At 71.3% G+C, this 14,905-nt stretch carries 13 protein-coding genes; 8 read left to right on the plus strand and 5 right to left on the minus strand.

The genetic code is table 11. The features are described 5' to 3' along the window. Positions 1-162 precede the first annotated feature (162 nt). The 7 genes from HZZ00_RS25600 to HZZ00_RS25630 all read left to right on the plus strand — a co-directional run bounded on the left by HZZ00_RS25600 (position 163) and on the right by HZZ00_RS25630 (position 9,031). Complete coding sequence (locus HZZ00_RS25600; protein WP_219013939.1) at positions 163-1,323, plus strand: amidohydrolase family protein; 1,161 nt, start codon at positions 163-165, stop codon at positions 1,321-1,323. Further along, positions 1,308-2,264, plus strand: coding sequence for an LLM class F420-dependent oxidoreductase (locus HZZ00_RS25605; protein WP_180328660.1), 957 nt, complete (start codon positions 1,308-1,310; stop codon positions 2,262-2,264). Before HZZ00_RS25600 ends, HZZ00_RS25605 begins: the two co-directional genes overlap by 16 nt. A 14-nt stretch (positions 2,265-2,278) precedes the next feature. Then, on the plus strand, positions 2,279-3,973 hold the full coding sequence (locus tag HZZ00_RS25610; RefSeq protein WP_180328661.1) for a thiamine pyrophosphate-requiring protein: 1,695 nt from the start codon (positions 2,279-2,281) through the stop codon (positions 3,971-3,973). Between the two features lie 87 nt (positions 3,974-4,060). Beyond that, positions 4,061-5,731 carry an AMP-binding protein gene (locus tag HZZ00_RS25615; protein WP_180328662.1) on the plus strand — a complete coding sequence of 557 codons (1,671 nt, stop codon included), beginning with the start codon at positions 4,061-4,063 and terminating at the stop codon, positions 5,729-5,731. After that, the gene (locus HZZ00_RS25620) at positions 5,728-7,230 is read left to right on the plus strand and encodes an aldehyde dehydrogenase family protein (protein ID WP_180328663.1); all 1,503 of its coding nucleotides are present in this window, start codon (positions 5,728-5,730) and stop codon (positions 7,228-7,230) included. Before HZZ00_RS25615 ends, HZZ00_RS25620 begins: the two co-directional genes overlap by 4 nt. Continuing rightward, positions 7,227-8,087 carry an enoyl-CoA hydratase gene (locus HZZ00_RS25625; protein WP_180328664.1) on the plus strand — a complete coding sequence of 287 codons (861 nt, stop codon included), beginning with the start codon at positions 7,227-7,229 and terminating at the stop codon, positions 8,085-8,087. The genes HZZ00_RS25620 and HZZ00_RS25625 overlap by 4 nt, the downstream gene beginning before the upstream one ends. Further along, entirely contained in the window at positions 8,084-9,031 is a 948-nt protein-coding gene (locus HZZ00_RS25630) for an enoyl-CoA hydratase-related protein (RefSeq protein ID WP_257585320.1), read from the plus strand. Before HZZ00_RS25625 ends, HZZ00_RS25630 begins: the two co-directional genes overlap by 4 nt. A gap of 75 nt (positions 9,032-9,106) precedes the next feature. Here HZZ00_RS25630 and HZZ00_RS25635 read toward each other — a convergent pair whose 3' ends face one another. The 5 genes from HZZ00_RS25635 to HZZ00_RS25655 all read right to left on the minus strand — a co-directional run bounded on the left by HZZ00_RS25635 (position 9,107) and on the right by HZZ00_RS25655 (position 13,869). Next, positions 9,107-9,361, minus strand: a complete 255-nt coding sequence (locus tag HZZ00_RS25635) for a DUF6059 family protein (RefSeq protein ID WP_180328665.1) — start codon at positions 9,359-9,361, stop codon at positions 9,107-9,109. 106 nt (positions 9,362-9,467) lie between these two features. Then, a complete protein-coding gene (locus HZZ00_RS25640) occupies positions 9,468-10,640 on the minus strand; it encodes a thiolase family protein (protein ID WP_180328666.1) in 1,173 nt (390 codons plus the stop codon). Positions 10,641-10,681: 41 nt separating this feature from the next. Beyond that, a complete protein-coding gene (locus tag HZZ00_RS25645; RefSeq protein WP_180328667.1) occupies positions 10,682-11,839 on the minus strand; it encodes an acyl-CoA dehydrogenase family protein in 1,158 nt (385 codons plus the stop codon). Between the two features lie 105 nt (positions 11,840-11,944). After that, positions 11,945-12,712 (minus strand): crotonase/enoyl-CoA hydratase family protein, encoded by a 768-nt coding sequence (locus HZZ00_RS25650; protein ID WP_180328668.1) that lies wholly within the window; start codon positions 12,710-12,712, stop codon positions 11,945-11,947. A gap of 356 nt (positions 12,713-13,068) precedes the next feature. Further along, a complete protein-coding gene (locus HZZ00_RS25655) occupies positions 13,069-13,869 on the minus strand; it encodes an SDR family NAD(P)-dependent oxidoreductase (protein ID WP_180328669.1) in 801 nt (266 codons plus the stop codon). Positions 13,870-13,958: 89 nt separating this feature from the next. On the opposite strand from HZZ00_RS25655, the gene HZZ00_RS25660 reads away from it, so the two are divergent. Further along, entirely contained in the window at positions 13,959-14,810 is an 852-nt protein-coding gene (locus tag HZZ00_RS25660; RefSeq protein WP_180328670.1) for a helix-turn-helix transcriptional regulator, read from the plus strand. The last annotated feature ends 95 nt before the right edge of the window (positions 14,811-14,905 follow it).

Here is a 14,905-nt window from a genome sequence, read left to right on the forward strand (position 1 = left end):
ACCCCCCGGTGAGAGCGTCGCCGCGACACCCAGGGGTGGCCGCCGTGCCCGCGTACCGGAGCGTGCCGCGCTCCGCCCCAGCCCCCGATCCAGCCAGTCCTCGCAGCCAATACCCCGGAGGTAGCGATGAAGCTGCTTGCACATGACATCGATAGCCACGAGATGATCCCAGGTCATCTGCTGGAAGAGGCGTTCGGCGACGCCGGACGCATCATGGGCAAGCTCTTCGAGGCCGCGGACCGGCTGCGCCCCGACCCGTCCGCGACCAACATGCACCAGCCGGCCATCTCCGGGGACACCAAGGACGTCGACCCCGCGGACATCTGGAAGGTCAAGGGCCCCACGGCGCCCAGCGCCATCGACCTGAGCCGACGCGTCGAGGTCCTCGACGTGATGGGCATCGACCGCCAACTCGTCTTCCCCACCACGGCGATAGCCGCCCTGATGGTCGGCGGCATGACCGACCTCGGCTACGAACAGCGGTGGGGCGGCGACGTATCGATGCTGGAGGGCATGTCGCGGCCGGAGTTCTCGAAGAAGTTCCTCCAGGCGTACAACGACTGGGCGATCAAGAACGCGTCGCTCGCCGGCGGCCGTATCCGCTCCGTCGGCATGGTCCCGACGAGTCAGAACGCCGACGAGATGATCGCGACGGCGGAGCGCCTGGTCAACGCCGGTGTCCGCGCGGTCTACCTGCAGGCCGACGAGCCGCCGGGCGGTGCCTCGCCGGCGCACACCGGGCTCGACCCGATGTGGCGCCTGTTCGAGTCCAACGACGTCGCGGTGACGCTCCACATCGGCACCGAGTTCTTCTTCATCGACCCGCGCTGGTCCCTGGCCGACGCGTTCCAGGAGCTCTTCCAGTCACCCGAGATCCCGAACACGACGATCCAGATGTTCTCCACCGTCCACATGGCCGTCGACAACTACCTCTCGACGCTGGTCCTGGGCGGCGTGTTCGAGCGCTTCCCGCGGCTGCGGCTCGGCCTCCTGGAGGTCGGCGCCCACTGGATCGCGCCCGCCGCGCAGCGCATGGACATGTACGTCGACGTGTTCCCCGGCTCGTTCGCCGCGCGCCTGCCCATGAAGCCGTCGGAGTACATCGCGCGCAACGTGCGGATCTCGCCGTTCAACTTCGAGCCCATCGACCGCTACATCCAGAACGACCCGTCGCTCGTCGACATCTACTGTTACTCAACGGACTACCCGCACGTCGAGGGCACCAAGGACTCGATGGCGAACATGCTGGCCAAGGTCAAGCCCCTGGGCGAGGACGTCACGGAGAAGTTCTTCCGCACCAACGCCGAGTGGCTGCTGCCGTGACGGCTGCCGCCAAGGCCCCGCGCCTCGGCCCGCTCGGCATCTGGTCGTTCCAGCTCGATCCGCAGCCGATGGCCCGTGCCCGGGATGCCGCGGCCGAGCTGGACGACCTCGGGTTCGGCGCGCTGTGGGTGCCGGAGGCCGTCGCACGCGAGCCGTTCGCCAACGCCGCGCTCCTGTTGCAGGCCACCACCCGGATGACGGTGGCCACGGGCATCGCCAGCCTGCACGCCCGTACGGCGATGACGATGAACGCGGGCTGGCGCACCCTCAGCGAGGCATTCCCCGGGCGGTTCCTGCTCGGGGTGGGCGTCAGCCACCAGTCGATGGTCGAGGGCAACCACAACGCCACGTACGGGACCAAGCCGTACAGCACGATGATCGACTACCTCGACAGGATGGACGCCGGTACCTTCTTCGGGGCGCCGGCGCCCGTCGCCCCCCAGCGGGTGCTCGCGGCGCTCGGACCGCGGATGCTGCGGCTGGCCGCCGAGCGCGGCGCGGGCGCGCACACGTACTTCGTGCCCGTCGAGCACACCACCGTGGCGCGTGCGGCGCTCGGTGAGGGCGCGCTGCTCGCGCCCGAGCAGACCGTCGTCTTCGAGACCGACCCGGGCGTGGCACGCCGGGTGGCCCGCCGGTTCATGAAGAGGTACCTGGAACTGCCGAACTACACCGGCAATCTGCGCCGCCTCGGCTGGGGCGAGGAGGATCTGGGCGGCGGGGGCAGCGACCGGCTCGTCGACGCGCTCGTCGCCTGGGGCTCCCTCGACGAGATCGCGGCCCGGGTGCAGGCGCATCTCGACGCCGGTGCCGACCACGTGTGCGTACAGGTGCAGACCGAAGACCCGCGGGACTCGCCGATGGCGCAGTGGCGCGAACTCGCCTCGATCATCCCCTCGCTGCGCACCCGCCGAGCGGCGTCACCTCCGTCCACGCACTGAACAGAAGGACTTCCATGCCGCAGACCGCTGCCACCCGCTTTCTCGCCGCGCTCGCCGAGCTCGGTATCGAGTCGTTCTTCGTCAACGCCGGGACCGACTTCGCACCGATCGTCGAGGCCTATGCCGTCAACAAGGAGAACGGCGGCCCGAAGCTGCCGAGGCCGATCCTGTGCGCACACGAGAACCTCGCCGGCGGCATGGCCCACGGCGCCGCCCTCGTCTCGGGACGGCCTCAGGCGCTGATGCTCCATGTGAACGTCGGTACGGGCAACGCGGTGTGCTCCGTGGCGAACGCGGCCCGCGACCGGGTGCCGCTGCTGGTCACCGCAGGCCGCTCGCCGATCCTGGAGGCCGGCGCGACCGGCGCACGTGACCTGCCGATCCACTGGTCGCAGGAGATGTTCGACCAGGCCGGCATGGTCCGCGAGTTCGTCAAGTGGGACTACGAGCTGCGCGACCCGCGCCATGTCGACCTCGTCGTCGACCGCGCGGTCGGCGTCGCCACCTCCCACCCGCGCGGGCCCGTGTATCTGTCGCTGCCCCGTGAGGTGCTCGCCGAGGAGGCGCAGGCGCCCGAGCGGTCACAGCCGCGCACGCCGGTGCCGGCGTCGGTGCAGCCGGACCCGGACGCGGTGGCGACGCTCGCCGACCGGCTGGCCGCGGCCTCGTTCCCGGTGATCGTGACGACCGCATCCGGCGCCGAGCCGGAGTCGGTCGCGCTCCTCGGCGACTGCGCGAGCAGGTTCGCGCTCGGTGTCGCCGACCCGTGGGCCCGCTATCTGAACATCCCCGCGGACCACCCCAACCGCGTGGGCTCCGATGTGGCGGCCGTGTTCGCGAAGGCGGACGTGGTGGTGTTCGTGGAGTGCGACGTGCCCTGGATCCAGGCCCAGGTGACGCCGTCGGACGACTGCTTCATCGCGCAGGTCGGGGTCGATCCGCTGTTCTCGACGTACCCGCTGCGCACGCACCGCTCGGACCTCAACATCAGCGCGACGCCGACCGCTTTCTTCACCAGTCTGACCGAGGCTCTTCAGGCCCGCGAGGGCGGTATCGACGCGGGCCGGAGCGAACGCGTCCGGACGGTCGCCGCCGCGAGCCGGGACGCGATCCAGACGCTGCGCCGAGAGGAGACCGAGCGCGACGCCGACGCCCCGATCACCAAGAACGCCATCTCCGCGGCCCTCGGTGACCTGCTCCAGGACGACGACATCGTCTTCAACGAGTACGTGTCGACGCCGGATCTGCTGCACCGTACCGAGCCCGGCTCCTACTACTTCCTGCCCGCTTCCGGCGGTCTGGGGTGGGGGCTGCCCGCGGCGCTCGGCGCCAAGCACGCGGCGCCGGAGCGCACGGTGATCGCGACGCTCGGCGACGGCGCCTACATGTTCGCCAACCCGGCGGCCTGCCACCACGCTTCGGCCAAGCACGAGCTGCCGGTGCTGACGGTCGTCGCCAACAACACCAACTGGTGGGCGGTCGACGCGGCGACGTACCTCGTCTACCCCGAGGGCCGCGCGGTCGCCACCGCCGAGGACCGCTTCTCCGACCTGTCGCCCTCGCCCGACCTCGCGTCGTACTGCACGGCGTCGGGCGGACACGGCGTGACGGTGCGTCACCGCGACGAGCTGGCGGGCGCGTTGAAGGAGGCCCTGCGGGTCGTCCGCGAGGAAGGACGTCAGGCGCTCGTCGACGTCCGCTGCGTATGACCGTACGCCGCACGGCCGCCGTCCCGCTCCCCTGGGGCCAGGACGGCCGGCTCTCGATCCGTTCATCCGCGTCACGATGGAGATCTGATGCGATATAACCACGCCGAGCTGTTCGCGGGCGTCGCTGCGGCGGCTGCCGAGCGCGACTGCATCGTGTCGAAGGGGCAGCGGCTCACCTACGGCGACGTCGCGGCGCGCGTCAACCGCCTGGCGAACCTGCTGCTCTCGCACGGCATCACCGTCCACCGGCCCCGCACCGAGCTTCAGCCGTGGGAATCGGGCCAGGACCATGTCGCGCTCTACCTGTACAACGGCAACGAGTACCTGGAAGGCATGCTGGGCGCGGCGACCGCCCGCGCGGCCTCCCTGAACGTCAACTACCGTTACGTCGAGGCCGAACTGGCCTATCTCCTCGACGACGCGGCGCCCCGCGCGATCGTCTACCACGCCCGTTTCGCGCCGACGCTCGCCGCGGTCCTGCGCTCGTTGGAGCAGCCGCCGAGGCTGCTGCTCCAGGTGGCGGACGCCTCGGGCAACGCGCTGCTCCCCGGCGCCCTCGACTACGAGGAGGCCCTGGCCGGCTCCAGTCCCGTACCGCCGTCGACGACGCCGGACCCCGACGACCTGTACATCCTCTACACGGGCGGCACGACCGGGATGCCGAAGGCGACGCTGTGGTCGCAGGCGAGCCTGCTGGACAGTGCGGTGACCGCGTTCCTGCCCGAGGGCATGACGGAGGCGAAGTCCCTGGCCGAGGGCGTCGCCGTGGCCCTCGCGAGTGAGCCTCGGGTGGTACTGCCGCTGCCCCCGCTGATGCACGGCGCCGCCCAGTGGCTCGCGCTGTCCGGCATCCTGACCGGCGGCACGGTCGTCTTCCCCGACACGGTGGACCGTCTCGACGCGGCCACGGTGTGGGAGGTGATCGACCGGGAGGGCGTACGGGTCGTGAACCTCGTCGGCAACTCGTTCGCGACGCCGCTGTGCGACGAGTTCGAGCGCGGCGGCCATCACGGACGTTCCCTGCAACTGGTCGGCGTGGGCGGCGCGGTCACCAGCGCGCCCGTCAAGGACCGCATCCTGCGACTGCTGCCGCACGTCGCCATCGCGGACGTCGCGGGCTCCTCGGAGACCGGTTCCCAGCTGTCCAACATCAGCACCAGCGCCCAGCCCGCGACCTCCGGAATCTTCACGCCGGCCGCCGGCACCTGCGTGGTCGACGAGGACCGCACCCGCATCCTGAAACCCGGTGACCCCGAGACGGGGTGGCTCGCCCGGCACACCGCGATCCCGTTCGGCTACCTCGGTGACCGGGAGAAGACCGAGCGGGCCTTCCCGACGATCGAGGGGTATCGCGTGGCGCTGCCCGGCGACCGGGCGCGGCACCGGGCCGACGGCGACATCGAGCTCCTCGGCCGTGACTCGGTGACCATCAACTCCGGCGGCGAGAAGATCTTCGCCGAGGAGGTCGAGGACGCGCTGATCTCCCACCCGGCCGTCCGCGACGTCATCGTCGTGGGACGGCCGAGCGAACGATGGGGGCACGAGGTCGTCGCCGTCGTCGAGCTGCTGCCCGGCCACGAGCCGAGCGACGCGGAACTGCTCGCCGACGCCGGGCAGCGCCTGGCCCGGTACAAGCTCCCGAAGGCCATCGTCCGCGTGGACGCGGTGTTCCGGGGTCCCGCGGGCAAGGCCGACTACCGGTGGGCCCGCGAGGTCGCCGCCCAGCAACCGTCCGCACAGATGGAGCCGAGCATATGAGCCTGACCACCGAATCGACCGCCGACGTCACGCCGGCGCGGCTGCGCCGCCTGCTGGGCGCCCAGCGGGCGGCCCAGGCCGCGGATCCGGTGCCCGACGCCGCGACCCGGCGTGACCGCATCGATCGGTTCGTCGCCGCCGTACTGGAACACGGCTCCGAGCTCGTCGAGGCGCTCGACGCCGACTTCGGAGGCCGGCCGGCCACCATCTCCTGGGAGCTGGACATCCTGGGCGGCCTGGAGGCCATCACCCACACCCGGGAGCACATCGAGGAGTGGATGGCCCCGACCGAGGTGCCCGCGGCCCTCGGCGGTGTCATCCCGACCACCGTCGAACGCCGTCCCAAAGGCGTCGTCGGCGTGATCGGCCCGTGGAACTTCCCGGTGGTCCTGGTCTTCGTACCGACCGTCGAGGCGCTCGCCGCGGGCAACCGCGTGATGATCAAGTTCTCGGACATGACGCCGCGTACCGGGGAGGTGTTCGCCCGTGCGGTGGCCTCCCGGATGAGCCCCGAGGAGGTGGTCGTCGTGGGCGGCGGGCTGCCGACGGCCTCCGCCTTCTGCGAACTGCGCCTGGACCACATCTTCTTCACCGGCTCGCCCAGGGTCGGGCGGCTCGTCGCGGCGGCGGCGGGCAAGAACCTCGTGCCCGTCACGCTCGAACTCGGCGGCAAGAACCCGGTGATCGTGGGTCCGGACGCGGACATCGCCGACGCCGCGACCAGGATCGCCGCCGCCCGGCTCGTCAACAACGGCCAGGTGTGCCTGTGCCCCGACTACGTCTTCGTGCCCGCGTCGGCGCGGGACGCCTTCGTCGACGCCTACCGCCAGGCGGTCCTCGGCTACTTCCCGACGTTCGCCGACAACCCCGACGTGGTGGCGATCGTCAACGACGCCAACTACGCGCGGGTCACCGGCCTCATCGACGACGCACGCGTCAAGGGCGCGACGGACGTGGTGATCGTGCCGCGGGAGGAGCGTGACCGGCTGCCCGACCCGAAGACGCGCCGGATACCGCCGACGCTGCTGTTGGACGTCCCGGCCGGCGCCGCGATCCACGACGAGGAGATCTTCGGCCCGGTGCTGGTGGTGCACACCTACACCGACGTCGACGAGGCGATCTCCTACACGGCCGCGGGCGAACACCCGCTGGCCTCCTACTGGTACGGCGGCGACACCGAGGAGTTCCGGCGGTTCCTGCGCGCCACCACGTCCGGTTCCGTCTCGCGCAACGACTTCGCGCTGGCCTACATGAACCACGCTGCGCCGTTCGGCGGAGTGGGCATGAGCGGGTCCGGCGCCTATCACGGGCGTGCCGGGTTCGACACGTTCTCGCACCAACGTCCCATCGCGCAGAGCGACTTGGAGACGCCGATCGCACCCGGGTTTGTGCCACCGCTGCCACCCGAGCGGGTCGAGGGCGTCGTCGCGGCCGCTGCCGCCGCCACCGCCGCGGCCACCGCCCGCGTCGGCCGGGCGGAAGGGCAGGGCCGTTCGTGAGCGGGTTCGAGACGATCCTGTACGAGCGTCCGGCCGACAAGGTCGCCCGGATCGTGCTCGACCGGGCCGAGGCACGGAACGCGCAGAACACGCGCATGCTGTACGAGCTCAACGACGCGTTCGACCGCGCCGCGCAGGACGACTCGGTCAGCGTGATCGTCCTGGCGGCGAACGGACCGCACTTCTCCGCCGGGCACGACCTGCGCGACCAGGACGGGCCGGCCGTGCTGGCCGAGCACCGCAAGGTGGGCACCTGGTGCGGCTTCGGCTGCGCCGGGGCCGAGGCCCGGATGGCGATGGAGAAGGAGATGTACATCGGCCTGTCCGAGCGGTGGCGCAACCTGCCGAAGCCGACGATCGCGGCGGTACAGGGCAAGGTCATCGCGGGTGGGCTCATGCTCGTGTGGCCGTGCGATCTGATCGTGGCCGCCGAGGACGCGCTGTTCCAGGACAACACCGTCTCGATGGGCGTGGCGGGCGCCGAGTTCTTCAACCATCCCTTCGAGGTCGGTGTCCGCAAGGCGAAGGAGATGCTGTTCACCTCCGACTTCCTGACGGCACAGGAGACCCATCGCCTCGGCATGGTCAACCACGTCGTGCCGTCCGGCGAACTGGAGTCGTTCACACTGGAATTGGCGTCACGCATCGCGCGCAAGCCGCTGTTCGCGCTGAAGTTGGCGAAGGAGTCCGTCAACGCGGCCCAGGACAGCCAGGGCCGGGTGCAGGCGATGCAGACCTCGTTCGCGTACCACCAGCTGTGCCACAGTCACAACCAGCAGGTCCACGGATTGCCGATCGACCCGGGGTTCCTGGAGAAGACGTTCGGGACGACGGCGAAGACAGGGGCACAGGCGTGAGCGAGGAGACGGCCACCGCACTCCGGAAGAAGGGCCGGCAGGCGGACAAGGCCCGGACCGCGGTGCCCACCAGCGAGATCCGCTACGAGGTCGCCGACGGCGTCGCGACGATCACGTTGAACCGGCCCGACCGGCTCAACGCGTTCACGCCGACGATGGCCTGCGAGCTGATCGCCGCGTTCGACGAGGTGGACGCCGACGACGAGGTACGTGTCGTCGTCCTGACCGGCGAAGGCCGCGGCTTCTGCGCGGGCGCCGACCTCGCCGAGGGCGCGGACACCTTCAACGCGGGCACCGGCAGCCTCGTCGGGTACGAGGCTGCCGGCACGATCGACGGCGTGCCGCGTGACAGCGGCGGAACGGTGTCGCTGCGCATCGCCGCGTGCCTCAAGCCGGTGATCGTCGCCTACAACGGCCCCGCGGTCGGTGTCGGCGTGACGATGACGCTGCCCGCCGACATCAGGATCGCGGCGCGGTCGGCGAAGTTCGGGTTCGTCTTCGTGCGGCGCGGGCTGGTGCCTGAGGCGGCGTCGGCGTGGTTCCTGCCGCGTGTGGTGGGGATCGCGCAGGCCATGGAGTGGACCGCGACGGGGCGTGTGTTCGGCGCCGACGAAGCGCGGTCCGGTGGACTGGTCTCCCGGGTCGTGGCCGACGGGGAGGTCGTCGCCGCGGCCCGGGAGATCGCCCGGGAGATCGTGGAGAACACCTCCGGGGTGTCGGTGGCGGCCTCGCGGCACCTGATGTGGGGCATGCTCGGCTCGCTCACGCCGTGGGACGCGCACCGCCACGACTCGAAGGCGATCGTCGAACTCGGGCGCGGCCCGGACGCCGCCGAGGGGGTCTCCGCGTTCCTCGACAAGCGTCCGGCACGGTTTCCGGCACGGGTGAGCGAGGGGTTCCCGGTGTCGGTGCCGCGATGGCCGGTACGCCCGGACGCGTACTGAGTCACCGCGAGGGGAGCGCGAGCCGGCCGCACCGGGGCGCGCTCCCCGCTTTCCTGCCCCGGCCCGCTCGGCCGCTCACGCCAAGTTGCCCAGTTGTTCCCACAGTTGGCGCTCCTCGTCCGTCACCGGCAGCTCCGGCGCCAGCCGTTCGGGGTGCCCGGCCGGCGGCCCGCTCGGTTCCTGGGCAGGCGACGGCCCGGCCGCGGGCGGGACGGCCACCCCACCGATGTACGCGCCCCAGCACCAGGCGACGGCGCCCAACGAGACGGGCGACGGGAACAGCCACGCCCACCAGGATCTTCCTCCGCGCCCGCGTCCACGTCGTCGCATGACGGCTCCTCTCTCCACGACGACACGGCTTCGTTCCTCCGCCGACAAGGGCCCGCGCCGCCACGGCGCGGGCCCCAGGCCGTACGGCCGTCGGCGGGAGAGCGGCTTACAGGAGTTCCAGGATGGTGGCGTTGGCCATGCCGCCGCCCTCGCACATGGACTGCAGGCCGTAGCGGATGCCGTTGTCCTTCATGTGGTGCACGAGCGTCGTCATGAGACGCGCGCCCGACGCGCCCAGCGGATGGCCGAGGGCCATGGCGCCGCCGTTGGGGTTGAGCCGCCCGTAGTCGGCGCCGGTCCGCTGCAGCCAGGCCAGCGAGACGGAAGCGAACGCCTCGTTGATCTCATACGCGCCGATGTCGTCGATCGTGAGACCCGCGCGCCGGAGCACCTTCGCGGTCGCCGGGATCGGGGCCTTGAGCATGGTGATCGGGTCGGCGCCGGTGACGACACCCGTGTGGAAGCGCGCGATGGGCGTCCAGCCGTTGCGTGCGGCGATCTCGCTGGTGGTGAGCAGCAGCGCGGCAGAGCCGTCGGAGATCTGCGAGGCGTTGCCCGCCGAGATGACGCCGTCCGCCTTGAACGGTGTCTTCAGTCTGGCGAGGGCCTCCAGGGTCCCTCCGGTGCGGATGCCCTCGTCGGTGTCGAACACCCGGGAACCGCCGTCGGCGCCGGTGACCGTCACGGGGACGATCTGGCCCTTGAAGCGTCCCTCTTCGGCGGCGGCGGCCGCGCGGGCGTGCGAGTCGAGGGCGTGCTGGTCGAGTACGGCGCGGCCGAGGCCGAACTCCTCGGCGATCATCTCGGCGCCGATGCCCTGGTTGAACACATGGCCGTCGTAACGCTCGGCGACCCGCTCGCCATACGGCTGTCCGTACTGCCCGTCCAGGAAGCTCGCCCCCATGGGCACGCGGGACATCGACTCGACGCCCCCGGCGATGGCGATGTCGTACTGCCCGGCGATGATCCCGGCCGCGACCTGATGCACCGCCTGCTGGGACGAGCCGCACTGCCGGTCGATCGTGAGGCCCGGCACGTGCTCGGGCCAGCCGGCGGCGAGCACGGCGTAACGGCCGATGCCCGCGGCCTGCTCGCCGACGGCCGTGACACAGCCCCAGACGACGTCGTCGACGGTGGCGGGGTCGAGGTGGTTGCGCTCCTGGAGCGCCCTGAGCACGATGGCCGACAGATCGGCCGGGTGGATGCCGGACAGCGCGCCGCCCGGCTTGCCCTTGCCGACCGGGGTGCGGACCGCGTCGACGATGACTGCATCTCGCATCGGTGTTCTCCTGAGAGCGTGGGTGTCCTTGGGGGGTGCGGTCACAGGCCGATCGACTTGGCGATGATGGTCTTCATGACCTCGCTGGTGCCGCCGTAGATGCGGGTGACGCGGGTATCGGCGTAGAGGCGGGCGACGGGGTACTCGGTGATGTAGCCGTAACCGCCGTGCAGCTGGAGGCACTTGTCGATGACGCGGCCCGCGACCTCCGTGCAGAACAGCTTGGCCTTCGCCGCGTCGACGGCCGACAGGTCACCGGTCTCGTGCAGTTCGACGGCTCGGTCGACCATGATCTGCGCGGCCTCCACCTCGGTCGCGCACTCGGCCAGCACGAACTTCGTGTTCTGGAAGGCCGCCACCGGCTTCTCGAAGACGGTGCGCTCCTTGACGTACTCGGTGGCCAGTCGCACGGCCGCCTGGGCGCTGGCGACACAGGACACGGCGATGCTCAGTCGCTCCTGTGCGAGGTTGTGCGAGAGATAGCTGAAGGCTGCGCCCTCCTCGCCGAGCAGGTTCTCGACGGGGACCTTGACGTCGGTGAACGACAACTCGGCCGTGTCGGACGTCTGCAGGCCGATCTTGTCCAGCTTGCGCCCGACGGCGTACCCCTCGGACGCGGCGTCGACGCCGATGATCGACAGACCGGCGCGTCGATCGTCCGGCGTCGCCGGCGACGTGCGCGCGACCACGAGGACGAGGTCGGCGAGGACACCGCCGGTGATGAAGGTCTTGGCTCCGTTGAGGACGTAGTGCGTGCCGTCCTGCGACAGGGTGGCACGGGTCTGGATGTTGGCGAGGTCGGAGCCGGTGCCGGGCTCGGTCATGGCGATGGCGGTCATGATCTCGCCGGTCGCCATGCCGGGCAGCCAGCGCCGCTTCTGCTCCTCGTTGGCGTACTCCAGGATGTACGGCAGCACGACGTCGGTGTGCACGGTCGCGGCGCCGAAGGAGACGCCCGCGCCCTGCACCTCCTCCATCACGACGGCCGAGTACTTGTATCCGGTCCGGCCGGCGCCGCCGTACTCCTCGGGGACGTTGACGCCGAGGACGCCGATCTCGCCGAGGCTGCGGTAGAAGTCGCGCGGCGCGTGCCCGGCCGCGTTCCACTCGTCATGGACAGGCACGACCTCCTTCTCGATGAACTTCCGCAGCAACCGGCGGTACTCTTCGTGATCCTCGTGATAAATCGTGCGCTCCACCGCGGCCTCTTCTCTTCGTGGGGCGGTTCATGGGCATCGGACGGTCCTGACGGACATCGGTCGTCGCGGCTTTCCGGCGCAGGCGTCCCGCGACCGCCGGCCGGCTCAGCGGCCGGTCCAGCGCGGCGGGCGCTTTTCGGCGAACGCCAGCGGGCCTTCCTGCGCATCGGCGGAGGCGAAGACGGGCGCGGTCACCTCGTTCATCCGCTGCCACACGGTCTCCGGATCCCAGCCCGCGGCCTCCGCGACGACCTGCTTGCTCACCCGTACGGCGAGCGGCCCGTTCGCGGCGATCTCCCCGGCGAGCACGAGCGCCTGCTGGAGCGCCCGGCCGGGTTTGGCGAGCCGGTTGACCAGCCCGTACGCGTGGGCACGCCCGGCGTCCAGAAAGCCGCCGGTCAGGGCGAGTTCCATGGCGACGGCGTACGGGATGCGCTGCGGCAGCCGCAACAGCCCGCCCGCCGCCGCCACGAGGCCCCGCTTGACCTCGGGGATGCCGAACTCGGCATCCTCCGCCGCCACGACGAGGTCGCAGGCGAGCGCGATCTCACAACCGCCCGCGAGCGCGTACCCCTCGACGGCCGCGATCACCGGCTTGCGCGGCGGCGCCTGGGTGATTCCGGCCAGGCCGCGCCCCTCCAGCACGGGCGACTCCCCCCGCAGGAACGCCTTCAGATCCATCCCGGAGCAGAAGGTGCCGCCCGCGCCCGTGAGGATGCCGACCGCCTGATCACCGCGGCTGTCCAACTCGTCGAGCGCCTGAGCGACGCCCTCGGAGAGCGCGCGGTCGAGAGCGTTGCGAGCCGTCGGGCGGTTCATCGTGATGACCGTGACCCCGTCGTCCCGGAACTCCGCCAGCACTTCGCCTGCCATGATCACACCCCTGTCTAGAACGTTCTATACACCAGTTCTACTGGTTGGCGACCGCGCTGTCTACCCGGTCAGGGGGCACGCGACGGACACCACACGTCTCACGGCGTTACGCGAAGTCGGCGCGGGGTGGGGAGAGTTCGGGCGTCACGTGCGGCACAGGGCGGCGGGAATGCGGGGCAGCGAGTGCGGCTCGGGGTGGAAAGAGATCGGTACGGCGTGCGGGCGCCGGGCGCGGGCGTGAAAGCGGCCCAGGCCGACGACGACCGGCTTCGTCGAGTCGGCCCGGGCCGAGTGACAGGGGGCGCGGGGGCCTGCCGCGGTTCAGCTGCTCAGCACCCGGCGCACGGGCGCCGGGCTCACGCTCCCATACCGCCGTCGACCCGCAGGATCGTCCCGGTGACATAGGACGCGCGGTCGCTCAGCAACCAGGCGGCCGCCTCGGCGACTTCGTCGGGGACACCGGCCCGCCGCAGCGGGGTGCGCTCCTTCAGCTGGTCGAGCAGGCCGGGGTTGGCGGCCTCGTTCTGGCGGACCATCTCGGTCAGGGTGGTGCCAGGCGCGACGGCGTTGACGCGGATGCCCTCGGGGCCGTACGCGACCGCCGCCGACTCGGTGAGGCTGTTCACCGCCCGCTTCATGGCCGCGTAGGCAGGCAGTTCGGGCGTGGCCTGGAAGCTGGTGAGGCTGGAGTTGTTGACGATGGCGCCGCGCCCGGCCGAAGCCCGCATGGCTTCGACCTCGGCGGCCATAGCCACCCACTGCCCCTTGAGGTCGACGGCATAGACCTCGTCGAGATCGGCCTCGCTCATCGCCTCCAACGGGCCGGGCGCGCCGGTGATCGCGCCGTTGTTGAAGGCGACGTCGAGGCGGCCGTACAGCTCCACGGCGCATTCGACAGCGGCGCGGACAGAGGACGGGTCGGCGAGGTCGCACACGACGTGGTCCGCGGTGCCGCCCGCCGCCCGGATGTCCTCGGCGACGGTCTCCAACTCGGTGCGCGTGCGGGCCGCGAGCAGCACGCGGGCGCCCTCACGGGCGAACAGTCGTGCGGCGGCGGCGCCGATGCCCCGCCCGGCGCCGGTGACGAAGGCGACCTTGCCGGCGAGCAGCCCGGCGGTGGTCGGCGTGGATGTGTCGGTGATCTGTGCGTCATGCATGGCGGCGAGTCTGCGGGCGGCCGCCAACGCCAGCCAGGTACAAGCGGTACCTGGCTGGGCGTCGCGGCGGTCCGCGCACACTGAAGGGCATGGACAGACGAGAGTTGGCCGGCTTCCTGCGCAGCAGGCGCGAGCGGATCACCCCCGCCGACGTCGGCCTGCCTGCCGGGCGCCGCCGTCGCACTCCGGGGCTGCGTCGCGAGGAAGTGGCGCAGCTGGCGTACATCTCGACGGAGTACTACACGCGTCTTGAGCAGGCCCGTGCCCCCCATCCCTCGCGTGCCGTCCTCGCGGGTCTGGCGCGTGCGCTGCGCCTGTCGGACGTCGAGCGGGAACATCTGCATCACCTGGCGGGCACACCGCCGGGCCCCTCGCCGGGTCCGCCGCGCGAGGTGCGGCAGAGCATCCTCGACCTGCTGGGTCGGCTGCCGCTGGCGGCGGGGATCGTCCTGTCGGCGACGTGCGAGGTCATCGCCTGGAACGAGCTGGCCGCCGCTCTCATGGAGGACTTCTCGGCCCTGCCGCGCCGCGACCGCAATCTGATCCGCCGCGCGTTCCTGCCGACCGACCCGCGTCAGCGGCAGTGGTGCGGTCTGTCCGACTCGGACGCCATCGCGCGCAGCGCGGCCCAGCAACTGCGGGCCACCGCGGCCCGCTACCCCGACGATCCCGAGGTGTCCGCCCTGGTGGACGAACTCATGCACTCCAGCCCGGAGTTCGCGCGCGTATGGGCCACCCATGACGTGCGTCCACAGGCGGCGCCGCGCACGACGATCGAGCATCCCGTGGTCGGCCGGCTCACCGTGGACTGCGACATTCTCGACATCGCCGACCGGGACCAGCGGGTCGTGATCTACACCGCCGAGCCGGGCTCCCGGTCGCAGGAGGCGCTGCGGCTGCTGTCCGTGATCGGCACGCAGCGCATGGACGTACCCGGCTGACCGCCGCGACGGCCTGCACAGCGTCCGCGTGCCCCCGGCATCCCACATACGCTGGGGGCACGCGGACGCATGGGCGGGGTGCGCGTGAAGGACGT

Origin of the sequence: Streptomyces sp. NEAU-sy36 (assembly GCF_013423905.1) — a bacterium.
Taxonomy (GTDB): Bacteria; Actinomycetota; Actinomycetes; order Streptomycetales; family Streptomycetaceae; genus Streptomyces; species Streptomyces misionensis.

What these genes read in the sequence shown, in the direction of transcription:
- HZZ00_RS25600 (WP_219013939.1), top strand. Translation starts at nt 163, where the DNA reads ATGATCCCAGGTCATCTGCTGGAAGAGGCGTTCGGCGACGCCGGACGC.
- HZZ00_RS25615 (WP_180328662.1), top strand. Translation starts at nt 4,061, where the DNA reads ATGCGATATAACCACGCCGAGCTGTTCGCGGGCGTCGCTGCGGCGGCT.
- HZZ00_RS25655 (WP_180328669.1), bottom strand. Translation starts at nt 13,869, where the DNA reads ATGCATGACGCACAGATCACCGACACATCCACGCCGACCACCGCCGGG.
- HZZ00_RS25660 (WP_180328670.1), top strand. Translation starts at nt 13,959, where the DNA reads ATGGACAGACGAGAGTTGGCCGGCTTCCTGCGCAGCAGGCGCGAGCGG.
- HZZ00_RS25620 (WP_180328663.1), top strand. Translation starts at nt 5,728, where the DNA reads ATGAGCCTGACCACCGAATCGACCGCCGACGTCACGCCGGCGCGGCTG.
- HZZ00_RS25635 (WP_180328665.1), bottom strand. Translation starts at nt 9,361, where the DNA reads ATGCGACGACGTGGACGCGGGCGCGGAGGAAGATCCTGGTGGGCGTGG.
- HZZ00_RS25640 (WP_180328666.1), bottom strand. Translation starts at nt 10,640, where the DNA reads ATGCGAGATGCAGTCATCGTCGACGCGGTCCGCACCCCGGTCGGCAAG.
- HZZ00_RS25610 (WP_180328661.1), top strand. Translation starts at nt 2,279, where the DNA reads ATGCCGCAGACCGCTGCCACCCGCTTTCTCGCCGCGCTCGCCGAGCTC.
- HZZ00_RS25650 (WP_180328668.1), bottom strand. Translation starts at nt 12,712, where the DNA reads ATGGCAGGCGAAGTGCTGGCGGAGTTCCGGGACGACGGGGTCACGGTC.